The organism is Bacillus sp. 22446 (assembly GCF_052044955.1).
GTDB classification, from domain to species: Bacteria; Bacillota; Bacilli; order Bacillales; family Bacillaceae; genus Bacillus; species Bacillus altitudinis.
In genome coordinates, this window is sequence record NZ_JBQEOD010000001.1 from 548,720 (window position 1) to 572,255 (window position 23,536).

The 23,536-nt window shown below is 42.5% G+C and carries 20 protein-coding genes, 1 other RNA gene and 1 other annotated feature; of the genes, 3 read left to right on the forward strand and 18 right to left on the reverse strand.

Annotated elements, in window-relative coordinates; genetic code table 11:
* Window positions 1-12 precede the first annotated feature (12 nt).
* The 4 genes from ACTJJD_RS02985 to cymR all read right to left on the reverse strand — a co-directional run bounded on the left by ACTJJD_RS02985 (window position 13) and on the right by cymR (window position 3,522).
* Window positions 13-666 (reverse strand): tetratricopeptide repeat protein, encoded by a 654-nt coding sequence (locus ACTJJD_RS02985; RefSeq protein ID WP_440608088.1) that lies wholly within the window; start codon window positions 664-666, stop codon window positions 13-15.
* 61 nt (window positions 667-727) lie between these two features.
* Window positions 728-1,846, reverse strand: a complete 1,119-nt coding sequence (gene mnmA / locus ACTJJD_RS02990; RefSeq protein ID WP_008342709.1) for a tRNA 2-thiouridine(34) synthase MnmA — start codon at window positions 1,844-1,846, stop codon at window positions 728-730.
* A gap of 95 nt (window positions 1,847-1,941) precedes the next feature.
* Entirely contained in the window at window positions 1,942-3,084 is a 1,143-nt protein-coding gene (locus tag ACTJJD_RS02995; RefSeq protein WP_024718375.1) for a cysteine desulfurase family protein, read from the reverse strand.
* An 18-nt stretch (window positions 3,085-3,102) separates the two neighbouring features.
* On the reverse strand, window positions 3,103-3,522 hold the full coding sequence (gene cymR / locus ACTJJD_RS03000; RefSeq protein WP_008342713.1) for a cysteine metabolism transcriptional regulator CymR: 420 nt from the start codon (window positions 3,520-3,522) through the stop codon (window positions 3,103-3,105).
* Window positions 3,523-3,729: 207 nt separating this feature from the next.
* Between cymR and ACTJJD_RS03005 the strand changes: the two genes are divergently transcribed.
* A complete protein-coding gene (locus tag ACTJJD_RS03005; RefSeq protein ID WP_008342715.1) occupies window positions 3,730-4,995 on the forward strand; it encodes a replication-associated recombination protein A in 1,266 nt (421 codons plus the stop codon).
* 33 nt (window positions 4,996-5,028) lie between these two features.
* Here ACTJJD_RS03005 and ACTJJD_RS03010 read toward each other — a convergent pair whose 3' ends face one another.
* The 5 genes from ACTJJD_RS03010 to ACTJJD_RS03030 form a co-directional block, all read right to left on the reverse strand.
* Window positions 5,029-5,793 (reverse strand): tRNA threonylcarbamoyladenosine dehydratase, encoded by a 765-nt coding sequence (locus ACTJJD_RS03010; RefSeq protein ID WP_008342718.1) that lies wholly within the window; start codon window positions 5,791-5,793, stop codon window positions 5,029-5,031.
* Between the two features lie 92 nt (window positions 5,794-5,885).
* Window positions 5,886-6,066: non-coding RNA, 6S RNA (gene ssrS / locus ACTJJD_RS03015), on the reverse strand.
* 77 nt (window positions 6,067-6,143) lie between these two features.
* Entirely contained in the window at window positions 6,144-7,922 is a 1,779-nt protein-coding gene (gene aspS, locus ACTJJD_RS03020) for an aspartate--tRNA ligase (protein ID WP_242730766.1), read from the reverse strand.
* Window positions 7,923-7,940: 18 nt separating this feature from the next.
* The gene (hisS, locus tag ACTJJD_RS03025) at window positions 7,941-9,215 is read right to left on the reverse strand and encodes a histidine--tRNA ligase (RefSeq protein WP_017358112.1); all 1,275 of its coding nucleotides are present in this window, start codon (window positions 9,213-9,215) and stop codon (window positions 7,941-7,943) included.
* 73 nt (window positions 9,216-9,288) lie between these two features.
* Window positions 9,289-9,528, reverse strand: a binding site (T-box leader).
* A gap of 58 nt (window positions 9,529-9,586) precedes the next feature.
* Window positions 9,587-9,757, reverse strand: a complete 171-nt coding sequence (locus tag ACTJJD_RS03030; protein WP_003216250.1) for a YrzK family protein — start codon at window positions 9,755-9,757, stop codon at window positions 9,587-9,589.
* Between the two features lie 137 nt (window positions 9,758-9,894).
* Here ACTJJD_RS03030 and ACTJJD_RS03035 point away from each other — a divergent pair, with 137 nt between their 5' ends.
* Window positions 9,895-11,475, forward strand: a complete 1,581-nt coding sequence (locus ACTJJD_RS03035) for an SH3 domain-containing protein (RefSeq protein WP_007501478.1) — start codon at window positions 9,895-9,897, stop codon at window positions 11,473-11,475.
* A gap of 97 nt (window positions 11,476-11,572) precedes the next feature.
* On the opposite strand, the gene dtd is transcribed toward ACTJJD_RS03035, so the two are convergent.
* The 8 genes from dtd to ACTJJD_RS03075 all read right to left on the reverse strand — a co-directional run bounded on the left by dtd (window position 11,573) and on the right by ACTJJD_RS03075 (window position 21,050).
* The gene (dtd, locus tag ACTJJD_RS03040; protein WP_216099482.1) at window positions 11,573-12,016 is read right to left on the reverse strand and encodes a D-aminoacyl-tRNA deacylase; all 444 of its coding nucleotides are present in this window, start codon (window positions 12,014-12,016) and stop codon (window positions 11,573-11,575) included.
* Window positions 12,017-12,034: 18 nt separating this feature from the next.
* The gene (locus ACTJJD_RS03045) at window positions 12,035-14,245 is read right to left on the reverse strand and encodes a RelA/SpoT family protein (RefSeq protein ID WP_008342726.1); all 2,211 of its coding nucleotides are present in this window, start codon (window positions 14,243-14,245) and stop codon (window positions 12,035-12,037) included.
* A gap of 142 nt (window positions 14,246-14,387) precedes the next feature.
* Window positions 14,388-14,900, reverse strand: coding sequence for an adenine phosphoribosyltransferase (locus ACTJJD_RS03050; protein ID WP_008342729.1), 513 nt, complete (start codon window positions 14,898-14,900; stop codon window positions 14,388-14,390).
* Window positions 14,901-14,923: 23 nt separating this feature from the next.
* On the reverse strand, window positions 14,924-17,257 hold the full coding sequence (gene recJ, locus ACTJJD_RS03055) for a single-stranded-DNA-specific exonuclease RecJ (RefSeq protein WP_440608089.1): 2,334 nt from the start codon (window positions 17,255-17,257) through the stop codon (window positions 14,924-14,926).
* An 81-nt stretch (window positions 17,258-17,338) separates the two neighbouring features.
* The gene (locus ACTJJD_RS03060; protein WP_440608090.1) at window positions 17,339-17,695 is read right to left on the reverse strand and encodes a LapA family protein; all 357 of its coding nucleotides are present in this window, start codon (window positions 17,693-17,695) and stop codon (window positions 17,339-17,341) included.
* Window positions 17,696-17,794: 99 nt separating this feature from the next.
* Entirely contained in the window at window positions 17,795-18,283 is a 489-nt protein-coding gene (locus tag ACTJJD_RS03065) for a cation:proton antiporter regulatory subunit (RefSeq protein ID WP_008342734.1), read from the reverse strand.
* Between the two features lie 200 nt (window positions 18,284-18,483).
* Window positions 18,484-20,712 (reverse strand): protein translocase subunit SecDF, encoded by a 2,229-nt coding sequence (secDF, locus tag ACTJJD_RS03070; RefSeq protein ID WP_440608091.1) that lies wholly within the window; start codon window positions 20,710-20,712, stop codon window positions 18,484-18,486.
* Between the two features lie 41 nt (window positions 20,713-20,753).
* Window positions 20,754-21,050, reverse strand: coding sequence for a post-transcriptional regulator (locus ACTJJD_RS03075; protein ID WP_003216788.1), 297 nt, complete (start codon window positions 21,048-21,050; stop codon window positions 20,754-20,756).
* 116 nt (window positions 21,051-21,166) lie between these two features.
* On the opposite strand from ACTJJD_RS03075, the gene spoVB reads away from it, so the two are divergent.
* Window positions 21,167-22,717 carry a stage V sporulation protein B gene (gene spoVB / locus ACTJJD_RS03080; protein ID WP_440608092.1) on the forward strand — a complete coding sequence of 517 codons (1,551 nt, stop codon included), beginning with the start codon at window positions 21,167-21,169 and terminating at the stop codon, window positions 22,715-22,717.
* A 1-nt stretch (window position 22,718) separates the two neighbouring features.
* Here the strand turns inward: spoVB and ACTJJD_RS03085 are convergent, their stop codons facing one another.
* Window positions 22,719-23,381: a DUF421 domain-containing protein gene (locus tag ACTJJD_RS03085; RefSeq protein ID WP_024718383.1), complete on the reverse strand. Its 663-nt coding sequence runs from the start codon at window positions 23,379-23,381 to the stop codon at window positions 22,719-22,721.
* Window positions 23,382-23,536 lie beyond the last annotated feature (155 nt).

The window sequence follows — 23,536 nt, forward strand, 5'->3', positions numbered from 1 at the left end:
CCCTCCTTCCGGTTATTCTGCCTCTTGAATCAGCTTTTGCGCATGCAATGCAAGCATATGATCAGGCTGCACGTCAATGGCTTTTCCTAGCATTTCAAGCGCTTCGTCCTTTTTCTCTAAATACGCATACGCAACGCCTGCATTATAAAAGGCGTCTGCATGCTGCGGATCTCGCATAATCACTTCAGTAAAGACTGCGACCGCTTCCTCCAGCAGATGTTCATTCGCTAAGCACATGCCAAATTGAAATCTTGCTTCGTTGTCTTCTTCGTTTAACTCAACTGCACGCTGAAGATAAGGCATCGCAAGCTTCGGCTGCTCTAATTTCATCAGTGTCTGCCCTAACATATAAAACAAATCACTGTTTTCCATTCCAGCTTGTAGCGCTTGCTCAAAATAGTCTTTCGCTTTCATAAAGTCTTCTTTCATCGTGTAAACATTTCCTGCTCCGTAATAGGCTGCAGCTGCTGTATGATCAAGTTCAATGGCTTTTTGAAAGAAGTTCAAAGCACGTTCAAATTCATGAACACTTGAAAGTAAATTCGCAAAGTTGATATATGGAACCGGGTCCTTTGGGCTTTCTTCAATGGCTTTCGTAAAAGCTTCAGCTGCCTGTTCGATATTCCCTAGATTTAAAGCTTCAATACCGATTTCGTTATGATTCATTCGCTCTCTTCATCCTTTCATTAAAAAACCTCAACAGCGACGTTGAGGTTTTTAACACATGTTACACATACGACAGCTTTTGGCCATCTTTAAAGACATCGTCAATGGTCCCGCCGCCAAGACATTCTTCGCCATCATAAAAAACAACAGCTTGTCCTGGAGTGACAGCACGAACGGGTTCATCAAAGATCACCATTGCTTCCTGCTCACCTGTCATTTTGACTTTTACATGATGGTCTTCTTGACGGTATCGGAATTTCGCTGTGCATGTGAGTTCACCGTTTTCGCCGACAATATGAGGACGAGTCCAGCTGATGTTAACAGCTGAAATACTTTCAGAGTATAAAAGCGGATTGTGGAAGCCTTGTTCAACAAATAAGATATTTTTCTCTAAGTCCTTCCCAACAACGAACCACGGATCACCGCTTCCGCCAATGCCAAGTCCTTGGCGTTGACCGATCGTGTAATACATGAGTCCATCATGTTCACCTTTTACTTCTCCGTCCATTGTCTGCATCACACCGGGCTGTGCAGGCAAATATTGGCTAAGGAACGTTTTAAAGTTTCTTTCCCCAATAAAGCAGATGCCCGTAGAATCTTTTTTCGTTGCTGTTGCGAGCTCTGCTTCTTTCGCTAATTCACGCACTCTTTTTTTCTCTAAATCGCCGATTGGGAACAATACTTTATCAAGTTGTTCTTGAGTCAGCTGATTCAAGAAATAAGTTTGGTCTTTGTTTGTATCAAGACCTCTTAGCATTTTCACTTCATCGCCGGTTCTGTCGACACGGGCATAGTGGCCTGTTGCCAAATAATCCGCTCCAAGCGACAATGCATGCTCAAGAAATGCTTTGAACTTAATTTCTTTATTACACATGACATCTGGATTCGGCGTTCTGCCTGCTTTATATTCATCAAGAAAATATTGAAACACTTTGTCCCAATACTGTTTCTCGAAATTCACTGCATAATATGGGATTCCAATCTGGTTACAAACACGAATGACATCCTCATAGTCCTCCGTTGCTGTACATACACCATTTTCATCTGTGTCATCCCAGTTTTTCATAAATATGCCGATCACATCATAGCCTTGCTCCTTTAGCATGAGAGCAGCAACTGATGAATCGACGCCTCCGGACATACCGACCACAACTCTTGTGTCTTCAGGTCTTTTTGTCATCTTCATCAACTCCAATTTCAATGAAACAACGTGCGCGTTTCGTTCTTCAGGTGCCTAGCTGTTTCATTTTTCACACACGAACAAAAGGGGAGCATTTATTTGGCCAGGCGTTTGACGACAGCCGCTATCTTATACGCCGCCTGCTTTACATGTTCCTCTTCATTACCAAGACCGAAGCTTATTCTGACTGAGGATGTCAGCTCTTTTGCTTCTTCACCATACATGGCGCTTAATACGTGCGAAGGAAGGACAGATCCAGCCGTACATGCTGACCCGCTTGAAACAGCAATCCCTTCCATATCTAAGTTCACAAGTAACGATTCAATAGAAACGCCCGGGAAGTGAACATTTAAAATGTGCGGCAATGTCTCTTTCGGATGTCCATTGATAGAGAAATTGAGTGATTCCTCTTCGAATACTTGCAGCATCGCTTCTTTGAGCTTACCATAATGCACTGCTTTTTCTCTTCTATTTTGCTTTGTTAATTGAACTGCTTCTGCAAGTCCAATGATTCCCGCCACATTTTCAGTACCAGCACGGCGTTTTCTTTCTTGTTCTCCTCCGAATAGCTGCGGTGAAAGTTTCACACGCTCATTCACGTATAAAAAGCCTGTTCCCATCGGGCCATTTAGTTTATGACCGGACGCAGATAAGAGGTCGATATGAAGTTCTGTGACATCAATTGATATTGTCCCAAATGCCTGTACAGCGTCTGTATGAAAATAAGCAGTGTGTTCGTGTAAAAGTTGACCAATTTCTTTAATTGGCTGAATCACACCCGTTTCATTATTGCCATACATGATAGTCACAAGAATTGTATCGTCTCTTAGTGCTTGTTTTAATTGATCAAGATGAATCAATCCAGTGTGATCCACATCTAAATACGTCACATCAAAACCAAGCTTCTCTAGTCGCTCGCATGTATGCAGCACTGCATGATGCTCAGTTTTTGTTGTGATGATATGTTTTCCTTCATGCTGCCTTGCCATTGCCACACCTGTAATGGCCAAGTTGTCTGCCTCTGTTCCTCCGCTTGTGAGGATGATCTCCTGCTGCTTACAGTGTAATTCTCCTGCAATGACTTCCCTTGCTTCATCGAGCCACTTTCTTGCCTCGCGCCCATATGAATGAATACTAGAGGGATTGCCAAATATCTCTGTAAAGTAAGGCATCATCTTGTCCACAATCCGTTGATCCATCGGCGTTGTGGCTGCATGATCTAAATAGATACGTTCCATTTCCGGTACACCTCTGATCTAAATATAGAACATATACGCCTCTTGATCCTCGTCATCTTTATAGCTTGCCAAGTCTTCAAGAGTTGTATTGTCTAGTACGTCTTTTACTGCATCACGAATACGAATCCAAAGTGCACGCTTTGCTGGTTCTTCGTTTTCGATCACTTCAACAGGACTAATAGGTCCTTCTAATACACGAATAATATCACCGGCTGTAATCTCGTTTGGCTCATGGGCAAGCACATAGCCGCCATACGCTCCGCGGATACTTTTCACAAGACGTGCATTGCGAAGTGGTGATACAAGCTGCTCTAAATAATGCTCAGACAAATCATTGTTTTGAGCGATTGATTTTAATGATGTAGGGCCTTCGCCATGTTTTTTGGCTAATTCGATCATGATCGTCAGACCATATCTGCCTTTAGTAGAAATTTTCAAGTTAAACACCTCTGCGTTTTCTATTTCTATGTCATCAATTATTTTTCTGATTTCATATACGCTTATATAGACCAAAAGCAATTATATCATACTTTTAGCCAACTTTCATTTGCGGGTTCTGAGCTCAAAACGAGGACGCATCCCTTTTCTATTTGAAGAAATTTCGGTACTCTATACAAACAAGACATTGCTTTAGGAGAGATAATCATGAAACCTTTAGCGTATCGGATGCGCCCAAGTCATATTGGAGACATTATTGGGCAGGAGCATCTCGTTGGGGAAGGTCAAATTATTAGGCGAATGGTCGAGGCGAAACATTTGTCCTCGATGATTTTATACGGACCGCCGGGAATCGGCAAAACATCCATTGCAACTGCAATCGCTGGCAGTACAAGCATTGCCTTCCGTACATTGAATGCGGTGATTCATAACAAAAAAGATATGGAAGCTGTCGCCGCTGAAGCGAAAATGAGTGGTCAGGTCATCTTGATTTTAGACGAAGTCCACAGACTCGATAAAGGGAAGCAGGATTTTCTTCTTCCGTATTTAGAAAATGGCATGATCATTTTAATTGGCGCGACAACAGCTAATCCGTATCATGCGATCAACCCAGCCATCCGCAGCCGGACACAAATATTTGAGCTGAAGCCGCTGGAAACAGAGCAAATTAAAGCTGCATTATCTCGAGCTTTACAGGATGAACATCGCGGGCTTGGCGGTTATTCCGTCAAAGTTGATGAGGAGGCAATGAATCATTTTGCAAATGGATGCGGAGGAGATGTGCGTTCCGCTTTAAATGCGCTTGAACTAGCCGTCTTATCGACAAAAGCGGATGAATCTGGACAGATCACGATCACTCTAGCTGCAGCAGAAGAATGTTTACAAAAAAAGAGCTTCTCGCATGATAAAAACGGTGATGCCCATTATGATGTCCTCTCGGCTTTTCAAAAATCCATTAGAGGATCTGACGCAGATGCGGCACTGCATTACCTTGCAAGACTCATTGAAGCGGGAGACCTTGAAAGCATTTCGAGACGATTACTTGTGATGGCTTATGAAGATATTGGCCTAGCCAGTCCGCAGGCAGGGCCACGTGTGTTAAGCGCTGTTCAAACAGCTGAGAGAGTTGGTTTTCCAGAAGCACGAATTCCACTCGCTAATGCCGTGATTGAACTGTGTCTTTCTCCAAAGTCAAACTCCGCTTACCAAGCGATTGATGCGGCACTGCATGATATTCGCACGGGGAAAATTGGTGAAGTTCCCGTTCATTTAAAAGATGCCCACTATAAAGGAGCAGCAGCACTTGGAAGGGGCGCCGATTACTTATATCCGCACGATTATGAAAATGGCTGGGTGAAGCAGCAATATTTACCTGACCCGCTGAAAAACAAGCAATATTATGAACCAAAGCAAACTGGAAAATTTGAAGGTGCACTAAAGCAAGTGTATGAAAATTTAAGACGGCAAAAATAAAAAAAAGCCCCCTGCTCTAAGCAGGCGGGCTATTTATTTATCTTTCACACGTGTAATCGGAATGTCTTTTAACAGTTTCATAATGACATGACCACCCATGATCAGTCCAGCCACAGATGGAACAAACGCATTAGATGATGGCGGCATTTGTGCCTTACGAATTTTCGCTTCATCATTTCCAACTTCTTTTCTCACATCTTCACGAATGACAATCGGACTTTCATCAGAGAAAATAACTTCAATTCCCTTACGAATGCCTTCCTTCCGCAGGCGTGTTCTGACGACTTTCGCAATTGGGTCTGTATGTGTTTTCGAGATGTCATCAATTTTAAAGCGTGTCGGATCTGTTTTATTTGCAGCACCCATACTCGAAATAATGTTCACATCGCGTTTCAGGCACTCTTTCATTAAATGAATTTTATAATGAATTGTATCTGATGCATCAATGACATAATCAAGTGGATACTCAAAGAATTGTTCATATGTTTCTTCTGTATAAAACATTTTGAGCGCAACAACTTCACATTCTGGGTTAATGTCAGCAATTCTTGCCTGCATTAAGTCAACTTTAGGCTGACCAACCGTTGATAGCAGAGCTGGCAGCTGCCTATTTACATTTGTAATATCAATATCATCTTTATCAACAAGAACAATACGGCCAACACCTGAACGAGCAAGGGCTTCTACTGCAAAAGAACCTACGCCGCCTACTCCAAGCACTGCAACTGTACTGTTTTTTAATATATTTAAGCCTTCCTTGCCAATGGCAAGCTCGTTTCTTGAAAACTGATGTAACAAGTGCCTCACTCCACCTTTATTTAAAATGAATCGAAAGAATCATATCATATTCAGCGTTCTCCGTCATCCTTCTCAAATAGAAAAAAACACAAAAAAGTCCCGATCACGCCGCCAGCTTTTCCTTCGTTTTGAACCCCGCACCATGCAGGTGGGTGCTTTCTTCCTCACTTTATAAGTCCTCAGAAGAGGCATTTATGCAGAAAGGAAAGGCAAGCTCCCGTAGAAAAAAATGTTCGGTCAAAACTAGGTAACCACCGTACGTATCAGGACTTTATTTATTGGTTGATGAAAGCATATCATAGGCATGTCCCTTTTTCAAGCGTTTACATGCCTATAAACATGCGCCTATTTTACTGTTTTACTTTTGTTTTAATAGCCAAACTCAGTTCATCTAGCTGCGCTGCGCTTACAGTGCCAGGAGCATCTGTGAGAACACAGCTTGCACTTGCCGTTTTCGGGAACGCAATGGTATCTCTTAGGTTAGATCGGCCGGCAAGCAGCATTACTAGGCGGTCAAGTCCAAGCGCAATTCCGCCGTGCGGAGGCACACCATGCTCAAATGCATCAAGAAGGAAGCCGAACTGATCGTACGCTTCTTCTTTAGAAAAGCCAAGTAAACCAAACATTTTCTCTTGAATGTCCTTTTCAAAAATACGAATAGAACCTCCGCCAAGCTCATAGCCGTTCAGCACAAGATCATACGCTTGAGCTTTCATATCTTCTGGACTTGTTTCAATTAATTCAAGATCATCCCGAACTGGCATTGTGAAAGGATGGTGGGCAGCATAGAAGCGGCCTTCTTCTTCATCTTTTTCAAGCAGCGGCCAGTCGACTACCCATAAGAAATTGAAGACAGACTCATCGATGAGTTTAAGCTCTTTGCCAAGTTTTAAACGAAGTGCGCCAAGCGCATCATGGACAACAGACGTCTTATCTGCAACAAAAAGTAAAAGGTCGCCTTCTTCAACTTGAAGCTGTTCTTTTAATTCTGCTTGTTTTGACTCATCAAAGAATTTAGCGATTGGTCCTTTTAACTCTGTCCCTTCAGCTTTTAGCCAAGCAAGACCTTTTGCACCATAGTTCGCTGCAAATGCACCAAGTGCATCGATGTCTTTTCTTGAGTAGTTTGCTGCAGCCCCTTTGACATTAATCGCTTTGACAGCTCCGCCATTGTTTACAGCACCGCTGAAGACTTTGAAATCTGAGTCTTTTACCGTGTCTGAAATGTTGACAAGCTTCATGTCAAATCGGGTATCTGGCTTGTCAGAACCATAGGAATTCATCGCTTCATCGTACGTCATACGAGGTAATGGCAATGTCAGGTCAACACCTTTGACATCTTTCATCACCTTTGCCATCATCTCTTCAGCAATTGTCATGATGTCTTCTTGGCTCATAAAGGACATTTCAATATCGACTTGTGTAAATTCCGGCTGACGGTCAGCACGCAAGTCTTCATCTCTAAAGCAGCGAGCGATTTGATAGTAGCGGTCCATCCCAGACACCATGAGCAATTGCTTAAATAATTGCGGAGACTGCGGCAACGCATAGAATTCTCCTTCGTGTACACGGCTTGGCACAAGATAGTCACGCGCACCTTCTGGCGTACTTTTTGTTAAAATTGGCGTTTCAATGTCTAGAAAGCCGTGATCATCTAAGAAATGGCGGAATGCTTTTGTGACTTCATGTCGCATTTTCATCGTTTCAAACATCGCAGGACGGCGAAGATCTAGGTAGCGGTATTTTAAGCGCACATCTTCTGATACCTCATCTGCTTGATCAGAAATCACAAATGGAGGCGTCTTGGCTTCATTTAAAACAGTGACCGTGTCGACTTGAATTTCAATTTTGCCTGTTTTTAAATTTGGGTTGATCGTGGCTTCTTCTCTTGCGACCACTGTCCCTTTAATATCAAGGACATATTCATTCCGAATCGATTCTGCTGTCTCAAGAGCCTCTTTTGATTGGTCTGGATGAAAGACAACTTGCACAATGCCTGTACGATCACGCAGGTCAATAAAGATTAATCCACCAAGGTCACGACGTTTTTGTACCCATCCTTTTAATACAACGGTTTGACCGATTTGGTCTTCTGTTACTTCTCCACAATAAAAAGTTCTACCAAACACAAACATTCCACTCCTTCTTTACGCTTTCTGGTGGGCTTTCATCATTTGAATCAGCTCATCAAGCTTCACTTCAATTTGTTCACCCGTTGTCGTATCTTTTACATTTACAATTTGCTGCGCCAGCTCATCTTCACCAAGAACTGCAATAAACTTGGCTTTCGAGCGGTCTGCGGCTTTAAATTGTGCTTTTAGCTTTTTCCCTGTATAGTCCATTTCACTTGAAATGCCTTCTTTTCTTAAGCGATTCAATAAGCCAACAGCATAATCTTTTGCTTGATCTCCTAATGCCGCAATGTATAAATCAATGCCGTCTTGAACAGGAAGCTCAATCTTCTCTGCATCAATCGCTGATAGGAAACGTTCAATACTCATCGCAAAGCCGATACCTGGTGATTCAGGACCGCCAATTCCTTCAACAAGTCCATCATAACGGCCGCCGCCGGCTAATGTTGTGATCGCGCCAAAGCCTTCTGCATTACTCATGATCTCAAAGGCAGTGTGATTGTAATAATCAAGACCGCGCACTAAGTTCGGATCGACGACATATTCAATGCCTAGATCGGTTAAGTATTGTTTTACTTTTTCAAAATAAGTCCGTGATTCTTCATTTAAGTAATCTTGAATGGATGGTGCCGTTGCCATCAATTCGTGATCGCGGTCCTTTTTACAATCAAGAATACGCAATGGATTTTGATGTAAACGAATTTGGCAGTCGTGACAGAATTCATCAATTCTTGGTTCAAAATGCTCGACAAGTGCTTGACGGTAATCTGCACGGCTTTCTTTGTCACCAAGGCTGTTAATGACGAGTTTTAAGTTGGAAAGACCTGCTTTCTCGTACACACTCATCGCTAATGAAATGACCTCTGCATCAATGGCAGGATCTTTTGAACCGATCGCTTCAATTCCGAATTGATAAAATTGACGATATCTTCCCGTTTGCGGACGCTCATAGCGGAACATTGGTCCAATGTAGTACAGCTTTGTAGGCTGTGCAGGCTGTGCAAACAGTTTATTTTCAACATAAGAACGGACAGTTGAAGCTGTTCCTTCTGGGCGAAGTGTGATGCTACGTCCTTTTTTGTCTTCAAATGTGTACATCTCTTTTTGAACGATATCTGTTGACTCGCCTACTCCTCGTGCAAACAGTTCCGTATGCTCAAAAATCGGTGTGCGAATCTCTTTGTATTGAAAGGCTGCACATGTATCTCTCGCAATTTGTTCAACATACTGCCAGCGTTCTGATTCTCCCGGTAAAATATCCTGTGTGCCTCTTGGAATATTAAAACTCATTTTTCGTCCTCCTACGACCATCATTCATTTTTTATGTGGACATATAAAAAACCCCCGTCTCTACTATGTGTATAGTAGGGACGAGAGTTATACCCGTGGTGCCACCCTAGTTGGAACATGATCTAGTCATGTTCCCGCTCAAATCCTTAACGCAGATTCACGTTCTCCGCCTAATGACTCATTTTTTGAGTGTTCAGCAGGAAACCTACAGAGTGTTCTTTCGTGATAAATGCCATGCGGATTCGCTTTCAGCCTAAGGCGATTCCTCTCTGCTCACGCAATTTATCCTACTATTCTCTATCATCAGTTCCACATTTTAAATTTTCAAGTGTGTTGATTTATATTATAATAAGGTCGGTGCTGCCACTCTGTCAACCCTTGCCGTGTCTCTTTTTCTTTTCCAGCTCTTCTTTTGACGTGCATCCGTATTCAGATGCCGTTTCTTCAAGGAAGCCTGGTTGATCCATTTCGTCGTGCTGCCAGCGGTCGATATCACGATGTCCATTATATTGCACTCGTCCTAATTTTCTGCTTAATCTCATGTTTGTACATCCTTTTATCACATTTTTATTTAGTATAAACAGATTGATTCAATTTTATTAGGGAAACTGCAAGGAATTCATCCATTACATAACGAATTAACATTCATCGGTTTTACAAGGGAGGGGAAAACACCGTTTTGAATCTGAAAACACACCATCACATGATGTTGCTGCTCACCTGTTTTGTCCTCATTGCCAGCACTTGGCCAATGACACATGCGACGGCTCAAACAGATCAAGCCGTCGTTGCAACAGATGAAATCAATGTGCGAACCGGACCTGGTTTAAGCTACGGGATCGCAGCAGTTGTGAAACGAGGAGAAAGCTACCCGATTCTCACTGAACAAGGAGAATGGGTACAGATCGGTCTATCGAACGGACAAAAAGGCTGGGTCGTCTCATGGCTGATTACCAAGTCATCTGATGCACAAAAGCCTGCTAAGCAAAAGACACAAGGTCAAAGTACGCAAGGAAGCAGTTCGATTACGTCAACAGCCTCCGACCTTCGCATTCGGACAGGCCCAGGGACTTCCTATCAAGTCATTGGCACTTTCCCGCAGGGCGCTTCCGCTAAAAAGCTGGACACAAGCGGCGAATGGACAAAAATATCGTACAAACAAGCGGAAGGCTGGGTCCACTCTGATTATATTTCTGGCGGACAAAACGCTTCTTCATCCAGTTCAGCTGAGCCCGCTCGTTCTAAACAGTCCGGCACAGTTGGCGTATCAAGCTTGAATGTTCGAAAATCGGCGGCACCAAACGCACAAGTGGCCGCTTCACTTTCCCGCAACACTCAAGTCACCATTTTACGGGAGCAAAATGGCTGGTATGAAATCGAAGCAAAAGGCGTTAAAGGCTGGGTTGCAAGTTATTATATTGTCTCAAACCAAGGAACAAGTGCAGCACCTGAAAAGAATTCATCCTCTTCGTCATCTCATCAGAAAGCGTACATCGTTTATGATGGAACGAATATTAGAAAAAGCGCTTCTACCTCTGCTGGAATTGCAGAAAGAGCAACAAAAGGAGCTGCTTATCAAATTGTTCGTACGCAAGGTGACTGGTACGAGGTGACATTATCAAACGGCGGAACAGGCTATGTGGCGAGCTGGGTCGTTCAAACAAAGAAAAATAGCAGCGAAGCACCAAGACCTCAGCAGGATTCATCGTCTGGCACTGGATCTTTAAAAGGCAAAACAATTGTTCTTGATCCTGGGCATGGCGGAAAAGACAGCGGCACGATCGGCGCAGACGGTGCATTTGAAAAGAATATCACGATCAAAACCGCTCATTTGCTGGCGGGTAAGTTAAGAGCTTCTGGAGCAAATGTCTATTTAACAAGAAGTGATGATACATTCATCAGCCTTCAATCGAGGGTTGCCACTTCACATTACCGAAATGCAGATGCATTTATTAGTCTTCATTATGATAGTTTTATGGACCCAAGTATCAGAGGGAGCACCGCATATTATTATCAGGCATCCAAAGATCAACGTCTGGCGACAAGCGTTCATACGGAAGTCGCAAAACGATCACAGATCCCTGATAAAGGAGTCAAATTTGGAGATTATTTTGTTTTAAGAGAAAACAAGCGCCCTTCCCTTTTATATGAACTCGGCTATTTAAGCAATCCTCAAGAAGAAGCGATCATTTATAGCGCCTCTTACCAAGAACGAGTGACAGAAGGAATGACAGAAGGATTAAAACAATATTTCCGATAGAAAAAAGAGGCCGCTGCGCCTCTTTTTTGTTTGATCGCAAAAGAAAAAGACTCTAAACAAACTCTCAGCAAGAGTTTATCTACAGTCTAAAGTGAATCTATTCTTTGCTATCCATCCAGATGGTGACGGGTCCTGAGTTGGTCAATGACACATCCATCATCGCACCAAAGCGGCCAGTTTCTACATGAATGCCTTTGTCTCTAAGGGCTTTATTGAAACATTCGTAAAGGGCGTTCGCAGCATCTGGCTTGGCAGCTTTCATAAAGTTCGGCCGTCTGCCTTTTCTCGTATCACCATAAAGGGTAAATTGAGACACAGACAGTACACTTCCTTTTACATCTAACAAAGAATGATTCATTTTCCCGTTTTCATCTTCAAAAATACGCAAGTGTGCGAGCTTTTCAGCTAAGTAATGCACATCTTCTTCTGTGTCTTCATGTGTAACCCCAACGAGCACCATATAGCCTTCATTGATGGCACCTGTGATCTCTTCTTCTACTTTCACAGATGCACTCGTCACACGCTGAACAACAAGCCTCATAGACGATATACTTCCTTTCTAATTCATGAATCGGCGAACAGAGTAAATGTCTTTGATTTGTTTAATGCGTTCTACCACTTTGTGCAAATGGTTAATATTTTGGATAAAGATCGCCATATGGATCGTCGCCACTTTGTTACGATCCGACTTACCAGAAACCGACGAGATGTTCGTTTTGGTTTCGTTGACTGCTTGAAGCACCTCATTAAGTAAGCCGCGTCTGTCATATCCTAATATTTCAATTTCCACATTGTATTCTTTACGGTTTCGAGCAGGCTGTTCATGTTCCCACTCAACCGGGATTAACCGTTCCTGCGCTTCTCCTGTCTTCACGTTCGGACAGTCATCACGGTGAACAGATACGCCACGGCCTTTTGTAATAAAGCCAACAATGCTATCACCAGGAACAGGATTACAACACTTAGATAAACGGACAAGCAAGTTATCAATGCCTTTCACTCGCACGCCAGCTTCCCGTTTTTTCCCGTGATATGGTTTTGACTCTACAGACACTTCTTGAACGGTTTTCTCTTGTTCTTCCTGATCTCTTTGTTTTCTTTCTTTTTCCGTTAAACGATTCGCCACTTGGAGTGCCGTAATTCCGTTATAACCGACAGCTGCATACATGTCCTCTTCATTTGAGAAATTAAACTTATCGGCCACTTTTTGCAGATTTTCAGCGGTCAAGATGTCTTTAACATCGAACTCAAGGTTTTTGATTTCTTTCTCCACAAGTTCTCGGCCTTTTTCGACATTTTCTTCACGGCGCTGTTTCTTGAAAAACTGTCTGATCTTGTGCTTCGCTTGGGAGGTTTGGGCAAGTTTGACCCAATCCTGGCTTGGTCCATAGCTATGCTTAGATGTCAGAATTTCAATAATGTCACCTGTTTTTAGCTTATGATCAAGTGTAACCATTTTACCGTTGACTTTGGCTCCGATTGTTTTATTCCCAATTTCCGAATGAATCCGGTATGAGAAATCAATTGGTACGGAACCAGACGGCAGCTCGATGACGTCACCTTTTGGTGTAAATACAAACACCATATCAGAGAAGAGATCGATTTTTAACGATTCCATAAATTCTTCCGCATCTGTAGATTCATTTTGGAATTCAAGGATTTCTCTAAACCAAGACAGCTTCTTCTGGAAAACGGCTTCTTCCGTCGATTCTGCTGACTCTTTGCCTTCTTTATACGCCCAATGTGCGGCAATTCCGTATTCAGCAATTTCGTGCATTTCCACTGTACGAATCTGAACTTCAAGCGGGTCCCCTTTTGGACCAATCACCGTTGTATGAAGAGACTGATACATGTTCGGCTTTGGCATCGCAATATAATCCTTAAATCTGCCTGGCATCGGCTTCCAGCATGTATGAATAATACCAAGTACCGCATAGCAGTCTTTAATGCTGTCAACCAAAATACGTACAGCCAGCAAATCATATATTTCATTAAACTGCTTATTTTGCATGACCATTTTGCGATAAATACTATAAATATGTTTCGGTCTGCCGGAGAATTCAGCCTTAATGTTCACTTCAGACACGCGGTCTTTTACTTCATTGACAACCTCGTCCAAGTATTCCTCACGTTCCGCTCGTTTACGCTTCATGAGATTCACAATTCGGTAGTATTGCTGCGGATTTAAATAGCGGAGGGCTGTATCTTCAAGCTCCCACTTAATCTTTGAAATCCCTAATCTGTGCGCAAGCGGTGCAAAGATCTCAAGGGTTTCATTTGAAATTCTTCGCTGCTTTTCCTGCGGAAGATGTTTGAGTGTTCTCATATTGTGAAGACGGTCTGCCAGCTTAATTAAGATGACGCGAATATCCTGCGCCATTGCAACAAACATTTTACGATGGTTTTCAGCCTGTTGTTCTTCTTGTGATTTATATTTAATTTTTCCAAGCTTTGTCACACCATCAACAAGCATGGCTACTTCTTCGTTAAAATGCTCTTTTAAATCTTCTAATGTCACATCCGTGTCTTCGACAACATCATGCAAGAAGCCGCCAGCAATGGTCGAAGGGTCCATTTCAAGATCAACAAGAATTCCCGCCACTTGAATAGGATGGATAATATAGGGCTCACCGGATTTCCGGTATTGCTCCTTGTGAGCATTTTCAGCATATTCGTATGCACGCTCTATAAATTGAATATGTTCAGCGGACAGGTATTCTCTTGCCTTATCAATGACCTGCTGCGCCGTTAAAACTTGTTCGTTCGCCATGGAATCACCTTTTTAAATGAAAACTGTATTGTAGTTTATTATCAAGAAAAATTCGATAGATGTAAAGAGAAGAAGTCCGCTAAAAGATTTTTGATAGGAAAAAAGCACCCTTCTTACTGAGTGCTTTTTGCGTAAAACTCCATTAGTATTGCATTAACGTCAAGATGTCGTAACCGTCAAGCTTCTTTCTGCCATCAAGATACGTCAGCTCAATTAAAAATGCAATCCCTGCCACAACGCCGCCTAATTCTTCAACCAGCTTGATGGATGCTTCAATCGTTCCACCTGTCGCAAGCAAATCATCTGTGATCAGTACACGCTGACCAGGACGAATTGCATCTTTATGAATCGTTAATACATCTTTACCGTATTCCAAACCGTAATCGACTTTGATGACTTCACGAGGAAGCTTTCCTTCTTTACGAACTGGGGCAAAACCTACACCAAGTGCGTATGCTACAGGGCAGCCAATAATGAATCCACGCGCTTCAGGACCAACAATGAGATCAATGTCTCTTTCCTTCGCGTATTCAACGATTTGATCCGTTGCATAACGGTACACTTCGCCTTTATCCATTAACGTTGTAATATCTTTAAATTGTACACCTTCCTTTGGGTAGTCAGGTACAACTGTCACATATTGTTTTAAATCCATCTTTTCCTTTTCCTCCTCGTACGTCAAAGCACAGGTGAGACTTCGCTCATCATGCTATTCAGCCATTCCTTCAGCTCTTTGGCTGAGGAATATGTTAGTGTTTGATCGAGTTCCATCAATCGTTGTTTTGCTGTATAAGACGATGATGCGGTTAAATCTTTTTTAGGGGCATCACGCACTATTGACAGCACACCATTCTCTATTTTAACAAAACCGAGTTCAAAAAACACCTTTGTCATAAAAATGATTGTATCTTTTGTCCAACCTCTATGTTTGGCAAGCTCCATGCCTTGTTCTTTAATAGGAAAACTTCCCCGTTTGAACAAGAATCCATAAAACCATTTGAATTGATCACGGCTCGGGAATGAGGACATAAAGTGATCTTCTTTCCGCTGAAACACCGTATAAATTCTTGCTGGTTGTTGATTTTCTAAAAGCAGCTTGAGCAAGTGTTCGTCGGCAGGAACATCGGCAAAGATCACATACTTTTCCTGCACATCAAACGTGGATACATTTTCTGCATCAATAAGGTGAATCGGAATATCCACCAGCTCCGATTGCTTTTTTGTTTCTTCGTCAAAACAGAAGACCATCGTTTTTGCTGGATCAAGTGTTGATACTTTCTTTTCCCAATCTTTTTTCCCGCGTAAATCAAACAGCTGCCATTCATCGACTCTAGCGTCTTTTAGCATGAGCTGAGGTTTCTTTCGGTTATTCCATTCATTAATCGAGACCTCACCAACGACAGAAATTTGACTCCCTGGGACAAGTTCTTCTTTTAGCTTGCCTTGGTGAAAACCGACACAGTCGAGCAGCTTGTCTTCGTCTTTTAGTGACATTTTAATGTGATTTTGATTGGCCCCGATCGTTCGGATGTCTTCAAGCTGGGCGTCTTCAATCATAATGAACGGCTTAGGATTCTGCATGCCAAACGGGGACAGCAGTCCCACTTCTTCAATGGCTTGCACCGTCATTTCGTCCACTTTACATACTGCATCGACCCGTTGAATTGGAATAAAATCTTCTTCTGTCAACGTTTCATTTGCATATTGATTCAATCTTTCCCTAAGTAAAGGAACATCATCCGCTTGAAGTGTCATTCCTGCTGCCATCGGGTGTCCACCGAAATGCGGCAGGATGTCACGGCACTTGCTCAAATGGAAAAACAAATCAAAGCCAGGAATACTTCGTGCTGACCCTTTCGCCATCTGCGTTTCTTCATCTATTCCAAGCACAATCGCCGGACGAGAAAATGTATCCGTCAATTTTGAGGCAACAATGCCGACAACGCCTGGATTCCAGCCAGCTTTTGCTACGACGATAGCAGACTGGTCAGCGCCTGTCTCTTCGACCATTTGAATGGCTTCTTCCGTGATCGTACTCACAATTTTCTGCCGTTCTTTGTTCAATTCTTGTACAAAACGAGCGAGTTCTTCTGCTTCATCCATATCCTCAGTCATGAGAAGATGAACAGCCGGATCTGCCTGCTCAATTCGTCCAACAGCATTCAGCCTTGGCGCAATTTGAAAGCCGACCGTTTCCTCATTTGCTTCTTCAAGAGTGGCGCCTGCTTCTTTTAATAACGCTTTTAACCCAGGCCGTCTAGATTGACGAAGCTGCATTAGGCCTTTTTTTGCAAGCCATCTATTTTCATCATGCAGCGGGACAAGATCCGCAATTGTACCGATTGCAGCAAGATCTAATAATTCTACTGGGAGTTTACCGAGGAGTGCATGTGCCACTTTAAACGCCACACCGACACCCGCCAGCTCTTTAAACGGATACTCACACCCAGGCTGCTTAGGATGTACAATCGCAAGTGCCTCAGGCAGTTCCTCGCTTGGTTCATGGTGATCTGTGATGATCAGGTCTAATCCTATTTCTTTTGCAATACGTGCTTCATTTACAGCAGCGATCCCTGTATCCACAGTGATGATAAGCGATGCTCCTTGCTCTTTGATATATCGGAAAGCCTGTTCGTTTGGCCCATATCCTTCTTTAAATCGATCTGGAATATAAAAGTCTACCTTCGCAGATCGTTCTTTAAGTGTATGTAAAAGTACAGAAGTACTTGTCACACCATCTGCATCATAATCTCCGAAGATCACAATCGATTCCTGCTCTTCGATCGCTTTGTTGATGCGCTCTACTGCTTCTTTCATTCCTTTTAATAAGAATGGATCATGAAATTCGGCTTTTTGATCAAATAAAAAAGACCTCGCTTCTTCTACTTCTTCGAGTCCTCTTTGTACAAGAAGTGATGCAGTCAGCGCTGAAATATTCAGATTTTCAGAGAGTGATTTCACTTTTTCTTCGCTAGGATGTTCATATTCCCAACGCATTTTGGATAATAACATAAATTCACCCCTCAACCACACTATTATACTAGAGTGGACTGAGGGGTTTCAATTTTTATTTTATGAAATTGTACTGGAAGATTATTTTTCCTTCCGGTCAAAAGACGCTGGCTGTTCTTTTAAAGGTGTGACATTCGTTTTCTTTTGAACGTCTTTGTCTACCTTTTTTGGAGAAGCAGTAGGGGCAGTCACAGCGGCTGCACGTTCAGCTTTTAATGCTTTTAATTCACGTTTCATTTTCACAATTTGGAAAATCCCCGCAAAAGCCACAATGAGTCCGCCCATCAGAACAGAACCGATAATGACAAGGATTAGCGGCCATTCAGCCGTTCCAAATAAGTAGTCTACCTGTACAGGCCGCACGTTAATAACAGCAAATACTGAGACAATTAATACGAAAATAAATGCGAGTATGATGGTCCATTGTTGTTTATTCATCTACAAATCCCCCAAGCTTTTTCTTTTATTCTTCCCTCTTTCTTGTCCTTTTTAAACACCGAAAGAACATGGTGGAAGGTTTTCTATCAGCATGGGCGCTTAGCTGCTGAGTTTTTCTTTAATGAGGCTCTTTAATTCTTTTCTTTCTCCAGAGATGACAAGGGTGTCTCCTTCTTCAATCACCGTATCTGGTCCTGGATTTAAAATTTTCTCATGTGATTTTCTCACAATGGCGATGACTGTTACTTGATAGTTTTGGCGAACACTCAGGTCTCCGATCGTCTGGTTAACAGCCGGTGCGTTCTTTTCAATCTTAAACCATTCAATGATGAGTTCATCAATGGCCACCTCCACTGTCTCAAGCGCTTTAGGTTTATAGACCATGCCGCCTAAAATAGCCGAGATTTGTCTTGCTTCTTCATCGCTAAGCAAGATACCAGAAATACATTCTTCGTGATCATCTTCTTGAAAATGATACATCTCTCTTCTGCCGTCATCATGTGTGATAATGGCAAGTTTCTCATTATTTCTTGTGATCATTTCGGCTTTGTGACCGATACCTGGCAGTTCAGTTTCCCGAACCTTCATAACAGCCCCTCCAATGAATAAAAGCCAAATGCCCCAAACAGACACTTGCTTTCTATACTGATCTAAACGTATGTCATTATAGCAAAAGACCATTTCAAGATCAATGAAACCCGAAATGTTTTTACATATCATCTTATTGTTGTGACGATGACAAGTATGATGCATGAAAAAAAGACTGCCAAGCTGGCAGTCTTTCTTGTTTAAATATCTTGTTCTGTGTCGATTTTAGCCGGCTTTTTCAGCTCACGACCTTTCCAAATCAGCCAAATTTGTGCCGCAATGTAAAGAGATGAATACACCCCTGTTAATAGGCCGACAAGTAAGGCAATGGAGAAGTTTGTAATAGATGCTGAACCGAAAATGAGAAGTGCAATCACCACTACAAGTACAGTGAGTACAGTGTTCACAGAACGCGTAAAGGTTTGCTGTAAACTTAAATTCACAATGTACGATAAATCTTCGATCGTTTTCGGTTTGCGTTTCTTCATTTGCTCACGCACCCTGTCGAAGGTGACAATCGTGTCATTGATTGAGTACCCAATGACCGTGAGTATCGCTGCAATGAAGGTGACATCCACCTCTAAGCGCGTAATACTAAAGAAGGCAACGATAAAGAATGCATCGTAAAGCAGAGAGATTATCGCTGCAATCGCCATTTTATACTCAAATCGGACGGATACATATAAGATAATCCCGATCGAAGCAATGATGACAGCGTATAATGCGTTACGCGCCAGCTCTTTTCCAACTGTCGGAGACACTGTACTTACGTTAGGCTCCGTTCCGTATTTATCTTTGAAGTAATCTTTCACTTCAGCAATTTTTTCTTTATTCGGAACACCGACAAATCGAGCTGCTGCTTGATTTTCTTTTTGCCCCGATAACACAACACTGTCTGTCTCAAGGTCTAGCTTTTTAAAATCTTGCTCCACCTGTTCTGTTGACAGTTTATGGTCACTTTGAATGTCAACTCTAGTACCACTTGCAAAGTCAATACCTGCATTGAGCTTGAAGATCGACAGCACAATGATTCCAGCAATGGTAATGGCTGCTGAGAAAATCATAAAGCCCTTACGTTTGCTGACGAAATCCCATTTATCAAATGGTGTTTTCGGTTCAGTATTTTCAGTTGTTTCATGAATATCAATGATGTCTTTCTGACGAACACCAAACCAGCCTTTTCTGCGATCGAGATAGCGGCTTTCTACAAGTAAGCCAAGAAGGAATCTTGATAGGAAGACAGCCGTGATAAAGCTTGTCAAAATTGATAGGATAAGCATGGTTGCAAACCCTTTGACAGAGCTTGTTCCAAAGAAGAATAGAACCCCGCCGGCAATAATACTTGTTAAGTTTGCATCAAAGATCGTGGCGAACGATCTGCGGTTACCCGATCTGAAAGCAGAACGGACAGATTTACCGAGCTTGAGCTCTTCTTTAATCCGCTCATACGTAATAATGTTGGCATCAACAGCCATCCCTACCCCAAGAATCAATGCAGCGATTCCAGGCAGTGTCATGACCGCACCCATCCAGTCAAAGACTTGCAGTGTGATATAGATATAAGCTGACAGTGTAATGACAGCAACAAGACCTGGTAATCGGTAATAAAGCAGCATGAATAAGAAGATAAATGCTATTCCTACAATTCCTGCGAAGACTGTTTCGTTTAGTGCTTGCTCACCAAACTGTGCACTCACAGATGTTGAATATTTTTCGGTTAATTTTACTGGCAATGCGCCGGCATTTAAAATGCTCGCAAGGTCTTTTGCCTCTTGAACCGTAAAGTTTCCTTCGATTTGTACGTCACTGCTGTTAATTTCTTGGTTTACATTCGGCGCAGATACATACTTATGATTTGATTTAGAGACTTCTTTTTTGAAGGAATCTCCCTTATGATAATCTAGCCAAATGACAAGCTGATTGTTTGGTGCCATCGCCGCTACTTTTTTTGTCACGTCACCAAACTTTTTCGCATCCTTTAGTTTGACCGTCACGATCGGCTCATTCGTTTGATTGAATGTTTGTTTTGCACCATTTTCAACAAGATCAGATCCGTTTAGAAGCTCTTTGTCATTCGTATCTCTGAAGGAAAGCTGTGCTTCAGTCGATAGAATCTCCCGTGCTCTGTTTTGATCTTTTACACCCGCAAGCTGTACGCGGATACGGTTGTTTCCTTCAATCGAAATGTTCGGCTCACTGACCCCAAGCACGTTGGCTCTTCGGTTTAAAGCCTCTACTGTACTGACGAGAACACCATTTGTGATCTTGTCTTCTTTTTTCACTGGGTGTACATCATACAGAACCTCAAATCCACCCTGTAAGTCCAGCCCTAGCGTCATATCTTTCGCAACGGGCTTCGTTAATAAGCCCACACCAGTTCCGATTAACAGAACCACTAAGAAAAACGCAAGTATGCGCCCTTTTTTCATTATGTATTTCCTCCTTAAACACCTGAATCCATTTAGATGGCTTATTTCAACAGTTCGTCCAGCATATTCTTGCCATCTTCACTGTCCAAAAAAGCAGACGTTTTAAACGACTGAACGGTTGCATAGTTCATAAATTCGCCAATTTTCACAGATAAAATATCTGCAACCATTTCATGAATCGGATACTCTTGTTTTTTCTTCCACTTCTTATTCTCTAAGTATGACCATAATTCCTCTAAATCTACATCTTTATAGCCCAAAACGATGAATTCTTCAAGCTTACTGAACAGAAAAGGCTTTAGATGGTCTTTGTATATAGCAGCCGGATGTTGTGTCATTGTGAGGCTCCCCCTTTTCAGTTTTTTATCGAGAGACTTGTCATGCTTGGACGATATACACGCATATCTTATTGTATATGATTCTATGTCGTTTGAGAAGGCAGGTGATCTGTGATTTGACGAAGCAAACGTTTTTAAAAGGGACGATTATTTTAATTTTAGCAGGTTTTATTACAAGAATATTGGGTTTTGTCAATCGAATTGTGATTGCAAGGTTCATTGGTGAAGAAGGCGTAGGGCTTTATATGATGGCAGCGCCTACCTTTTTTCTCGCCGTGACGCTGACACAATTCGGACTTCCTGTTGCTATTAGTAAGCTAGTCGCAGAAGCAGAAGCCCGTGGTGACAAACAGAAAACAAAACGCATTCTAGTGATGTCCCTTGCGATAACAGGAACACTCAGCCTGATTTTCACGCCGCTCTTTTTATGGTTTGCCCCTATTATGGCGGAAAATATGCTGACAGATCCTAGAACGGTCTATCCTCTGCTTGCCATTACACCAGTCGTACCCGTTATTGCGATCTCTAGTGTGTTAAGGGGCTATTTCCAAGGAAGACAGCAAATGAGCCCGCTTGCGATGTCGCAAGTACTAGAACAGGTCGCAAGAATTTCACTCGTGGCAGTATGTACAACAGCGTTCCTGCCTTATGGAATTGAATACGCAGCAGCAGGCGCTATGATTTCATCTGTCATCGGGGAAATGATTTCACTTGCTTACTTACTGATTGCCTTTCGTTATAAAAAGACCATCCGTATCCGAAAACGTTTTTTCAAGGCAATTCATGATGGAAAGGACACGTTTAAGCAGCTCATGAGTATTGCCCTGCCAACGACAGGCAGCCGTTTCATCGGCAATATCTCTTGGTTTTTAGAACCGATTGTAGTCGCGCAAAGCCTTGCGATTGCCGGTTATGCAGCTGTGGAAGCAACAACGCAGTACGGAGAATTGACGGGACTTGCGCTCACCCTTTTGACACTTCCTAGTTTTATCACGTATTCTCTCTCCACCGCACTAGTTCCAGCGATTAGTGAGGGGATGGAACAGAACAAACGCAAAACGGTCGAATACCGGCTCAAGCAGGCGATGCGCCTTTGTTTATTAAGCGGGGGCATTTCATGTATCATCCTTTTCGTGTATGCAGAAAATTTAACCCTCTTCATGTATGGTTCATCTCATGCCGCTGTCTATGTAAAATTCATGGCGCCCTTCTTTTTGCTCTATTACTTTCAAGGGCCGCTGCAGGCTGTCCTTCAAGCATTAAATTTAGCGGGGGCAGCGATGACCAACAGTTTGATAGGAGCTGTTGTGAAAACAGGCATGATCTTTGTTCTTGCTTCACAGCCAAGCTTTGGCATTATGGGCGCAGCGCTTGCGATCCTCATTGGCATCGTTCTTGTCACGTTGCTCCATGCGGCAACTGTCGGTAAAGTGCTGCCTATTCATTTACCATTAAAAGAATATGGACTTTGCGTCCTTGTGATCATCGGCACTGGGGCAGTCAGCTTATGGATGAAACATCAAGCGAGCGGACTCTTTTCCGCACCTTTAGAGCTTGTCATGATGATCTTTTTGACGTGCGTGCTGTATGTCATTCTATTAATCTGTCTTGGGCTAGTGAAACGAGAAGAGCTGCGCCGCATCCCGTTTATTGGGAAGCTGCTGTAGCTCATCTTTTCTTTATAATTTCATCTTTCAAATCAATATAAAAATTCTTCTGATTAAAGCTGCAGTAAGAGATTTGCTCGATATCATGATAGCCTCTTTTGGCAAGCTCCTTTATCAGCCACTGTTCATCATGGTTGATCTGCTTGAGATGATCATGCTGAACCACACCGTCTGCAATAAGCGGGAGCTCAAGCGCTGCATGTTTGCGCTTGTTTTCTTTTTCAACAACGGCGAGCTTTCCTGAAGGCTCTAAGATGGCATATGAGACATCCTGGATACTATCGATGTTATTTTCTCTTAATTGAATCAGCAAATCATCAAAATTGTATCGCTGTTTTCTCATCGCACCCTCGTCTATTTTTCCGTTGATGATGAGCAGGGCCGGCTTACCGTCGAGAAAACGACGGACACCTTGGAATTTTAGTGACAAATAGGCAAGGGTGATTTGAATGAAGGTTAACAGCAGGATCGGCCATACTGTATGTAACATGTGATCCTCTACTTCTTCTATGGCGAGCACCGCAATTTCAGCGATCATCATAAAAATAACAAGATCTAAAATACTCAGTTCCCCAATCTCCCTTTTGCCCATTAAACGAAAAATAAACCAAATGAGAAAATATAAAATGATCGTTCTCATGGAGATAATTAAGATGTCCTGCATATGATGTAAACCCTCCTTCTCCACCATAGCTTGTGTCAAAACACTTTATTTATGTAGAAAAGAAAGCCTCGGTTTTTATCACGAGAAACATGTCTATTTTTTCTTCTCCGTGAATACATTTTAGTAAAAGACAAGCTTCGGTCAATTGGAGAGGA

Excerpts from the sequence above, each read along its gene's own strand:
- recJ (WP_440608089.1), bottom strand. The coding sequence starts at position 17,257 with ATGTTATTATCCAAAATGCGTTGGGAATATGAACATCCTAGCGAAGAA.
- ACTJJD_RS03065 (WP_008342734.1), bottom strand. The coding sequence starts at position 18,283 with ATGAAGGTTCGGGAAACTGAACTGCCAGGTATCGGTCACAAAGCCGAA.
- dtd (WP_216099482.1), bottom strand. The coding sequence starts at position 12,016 with ATGAGGCTTGTTGTTCAGCGTGTGACGAGTGCATCTGTGAAAGTAGAA.
- ACTJJD_RS02985 (WP_440608088.1), bottom strand. The coding sequence starts at position 666 with ATGAATCATAACGAAATCGGTATTGAAGCTTTAAATCTAGGGAATATC.
- secDF (WP_440608091.1), bottom strand. The coding sequence starts at position 20,712 with ATGAAAAAAGGGCGCATACTTGCGTTTTTCTTAGTGGTTCTGTTAATC.
- ACTJJD_RS03030 (WP_003216250.1), bottom strand. The coding sequence starts at position 9,757 with ATGAGATTAAGCAGAAAATTAGGACGAGTGCAATATAATGGACATCGT.
- ACTJJD_RS03075 (WP_003216788.1), bottom strand. The coding sequence starts at position 21,050 with ATGACACAACATCCGGCTGCTATATACAAAGACCATCTAAAGCCTTTT.
- ACTJJD_RS03050 (WP_008342729.1), bottom strand. The coding sequence starts at position 14,900 with ATGGATTTAAAACAATATGTGACAGTTGTACCTGACTACCCAAAGGAA.
- hisS (WP_017358112.1), bottom strand. The coding sequence starts at position 9,215 with ATGAGTTTTAATATTCCAAGAGGCACACAGGATATTTTACCGGGAGAA.
- ACTJJD_RS03085 (WP_024718383.1), bottom strand. The coding sequence starts at position 23,381 with ATGCAGGACATCTTAATTATCTCCATGAGAACGATCATTTTATATTTT.
- mnmA (WP_008342709.1), bottom strand. The coding sequence starts at position 1,846 with ATGACAAAAAGACCTGAAGACACAAGAGTTGTGGTCGGTATGTCCGGA.
- ACTJJD_RS02995 (WP_024718375.1), bottom strand. The coding sequence starts at position 3,084 with ATGGAACGTATCTATTTAGATCATGCAGCCACAACGCCGATGGATCAA.
- ACTJJD_RS03060 (WP_440608090.1), bottom strand. The coding sequence starts at position 17,695 with ATGAATAAACAACAATGGACCATCATACTCGCATTTATTTTCGTATTA.
- ACTJJD_RS03045 (WP_008342726.1), bottom strand. The coding sequence starts at position 14,245 with ATGGCGAACGAACAAGTTTTAACGGCGCAGCAGGTCATTGATAAGGCA.
- ACTJJD_RS03005 (WP_008342715.1), top strand. The coding sequence starts at position 3,730 with ATGAAACCTTTAGCGTATCGGATGCGCCCAAGTCATATTGGAGACATT.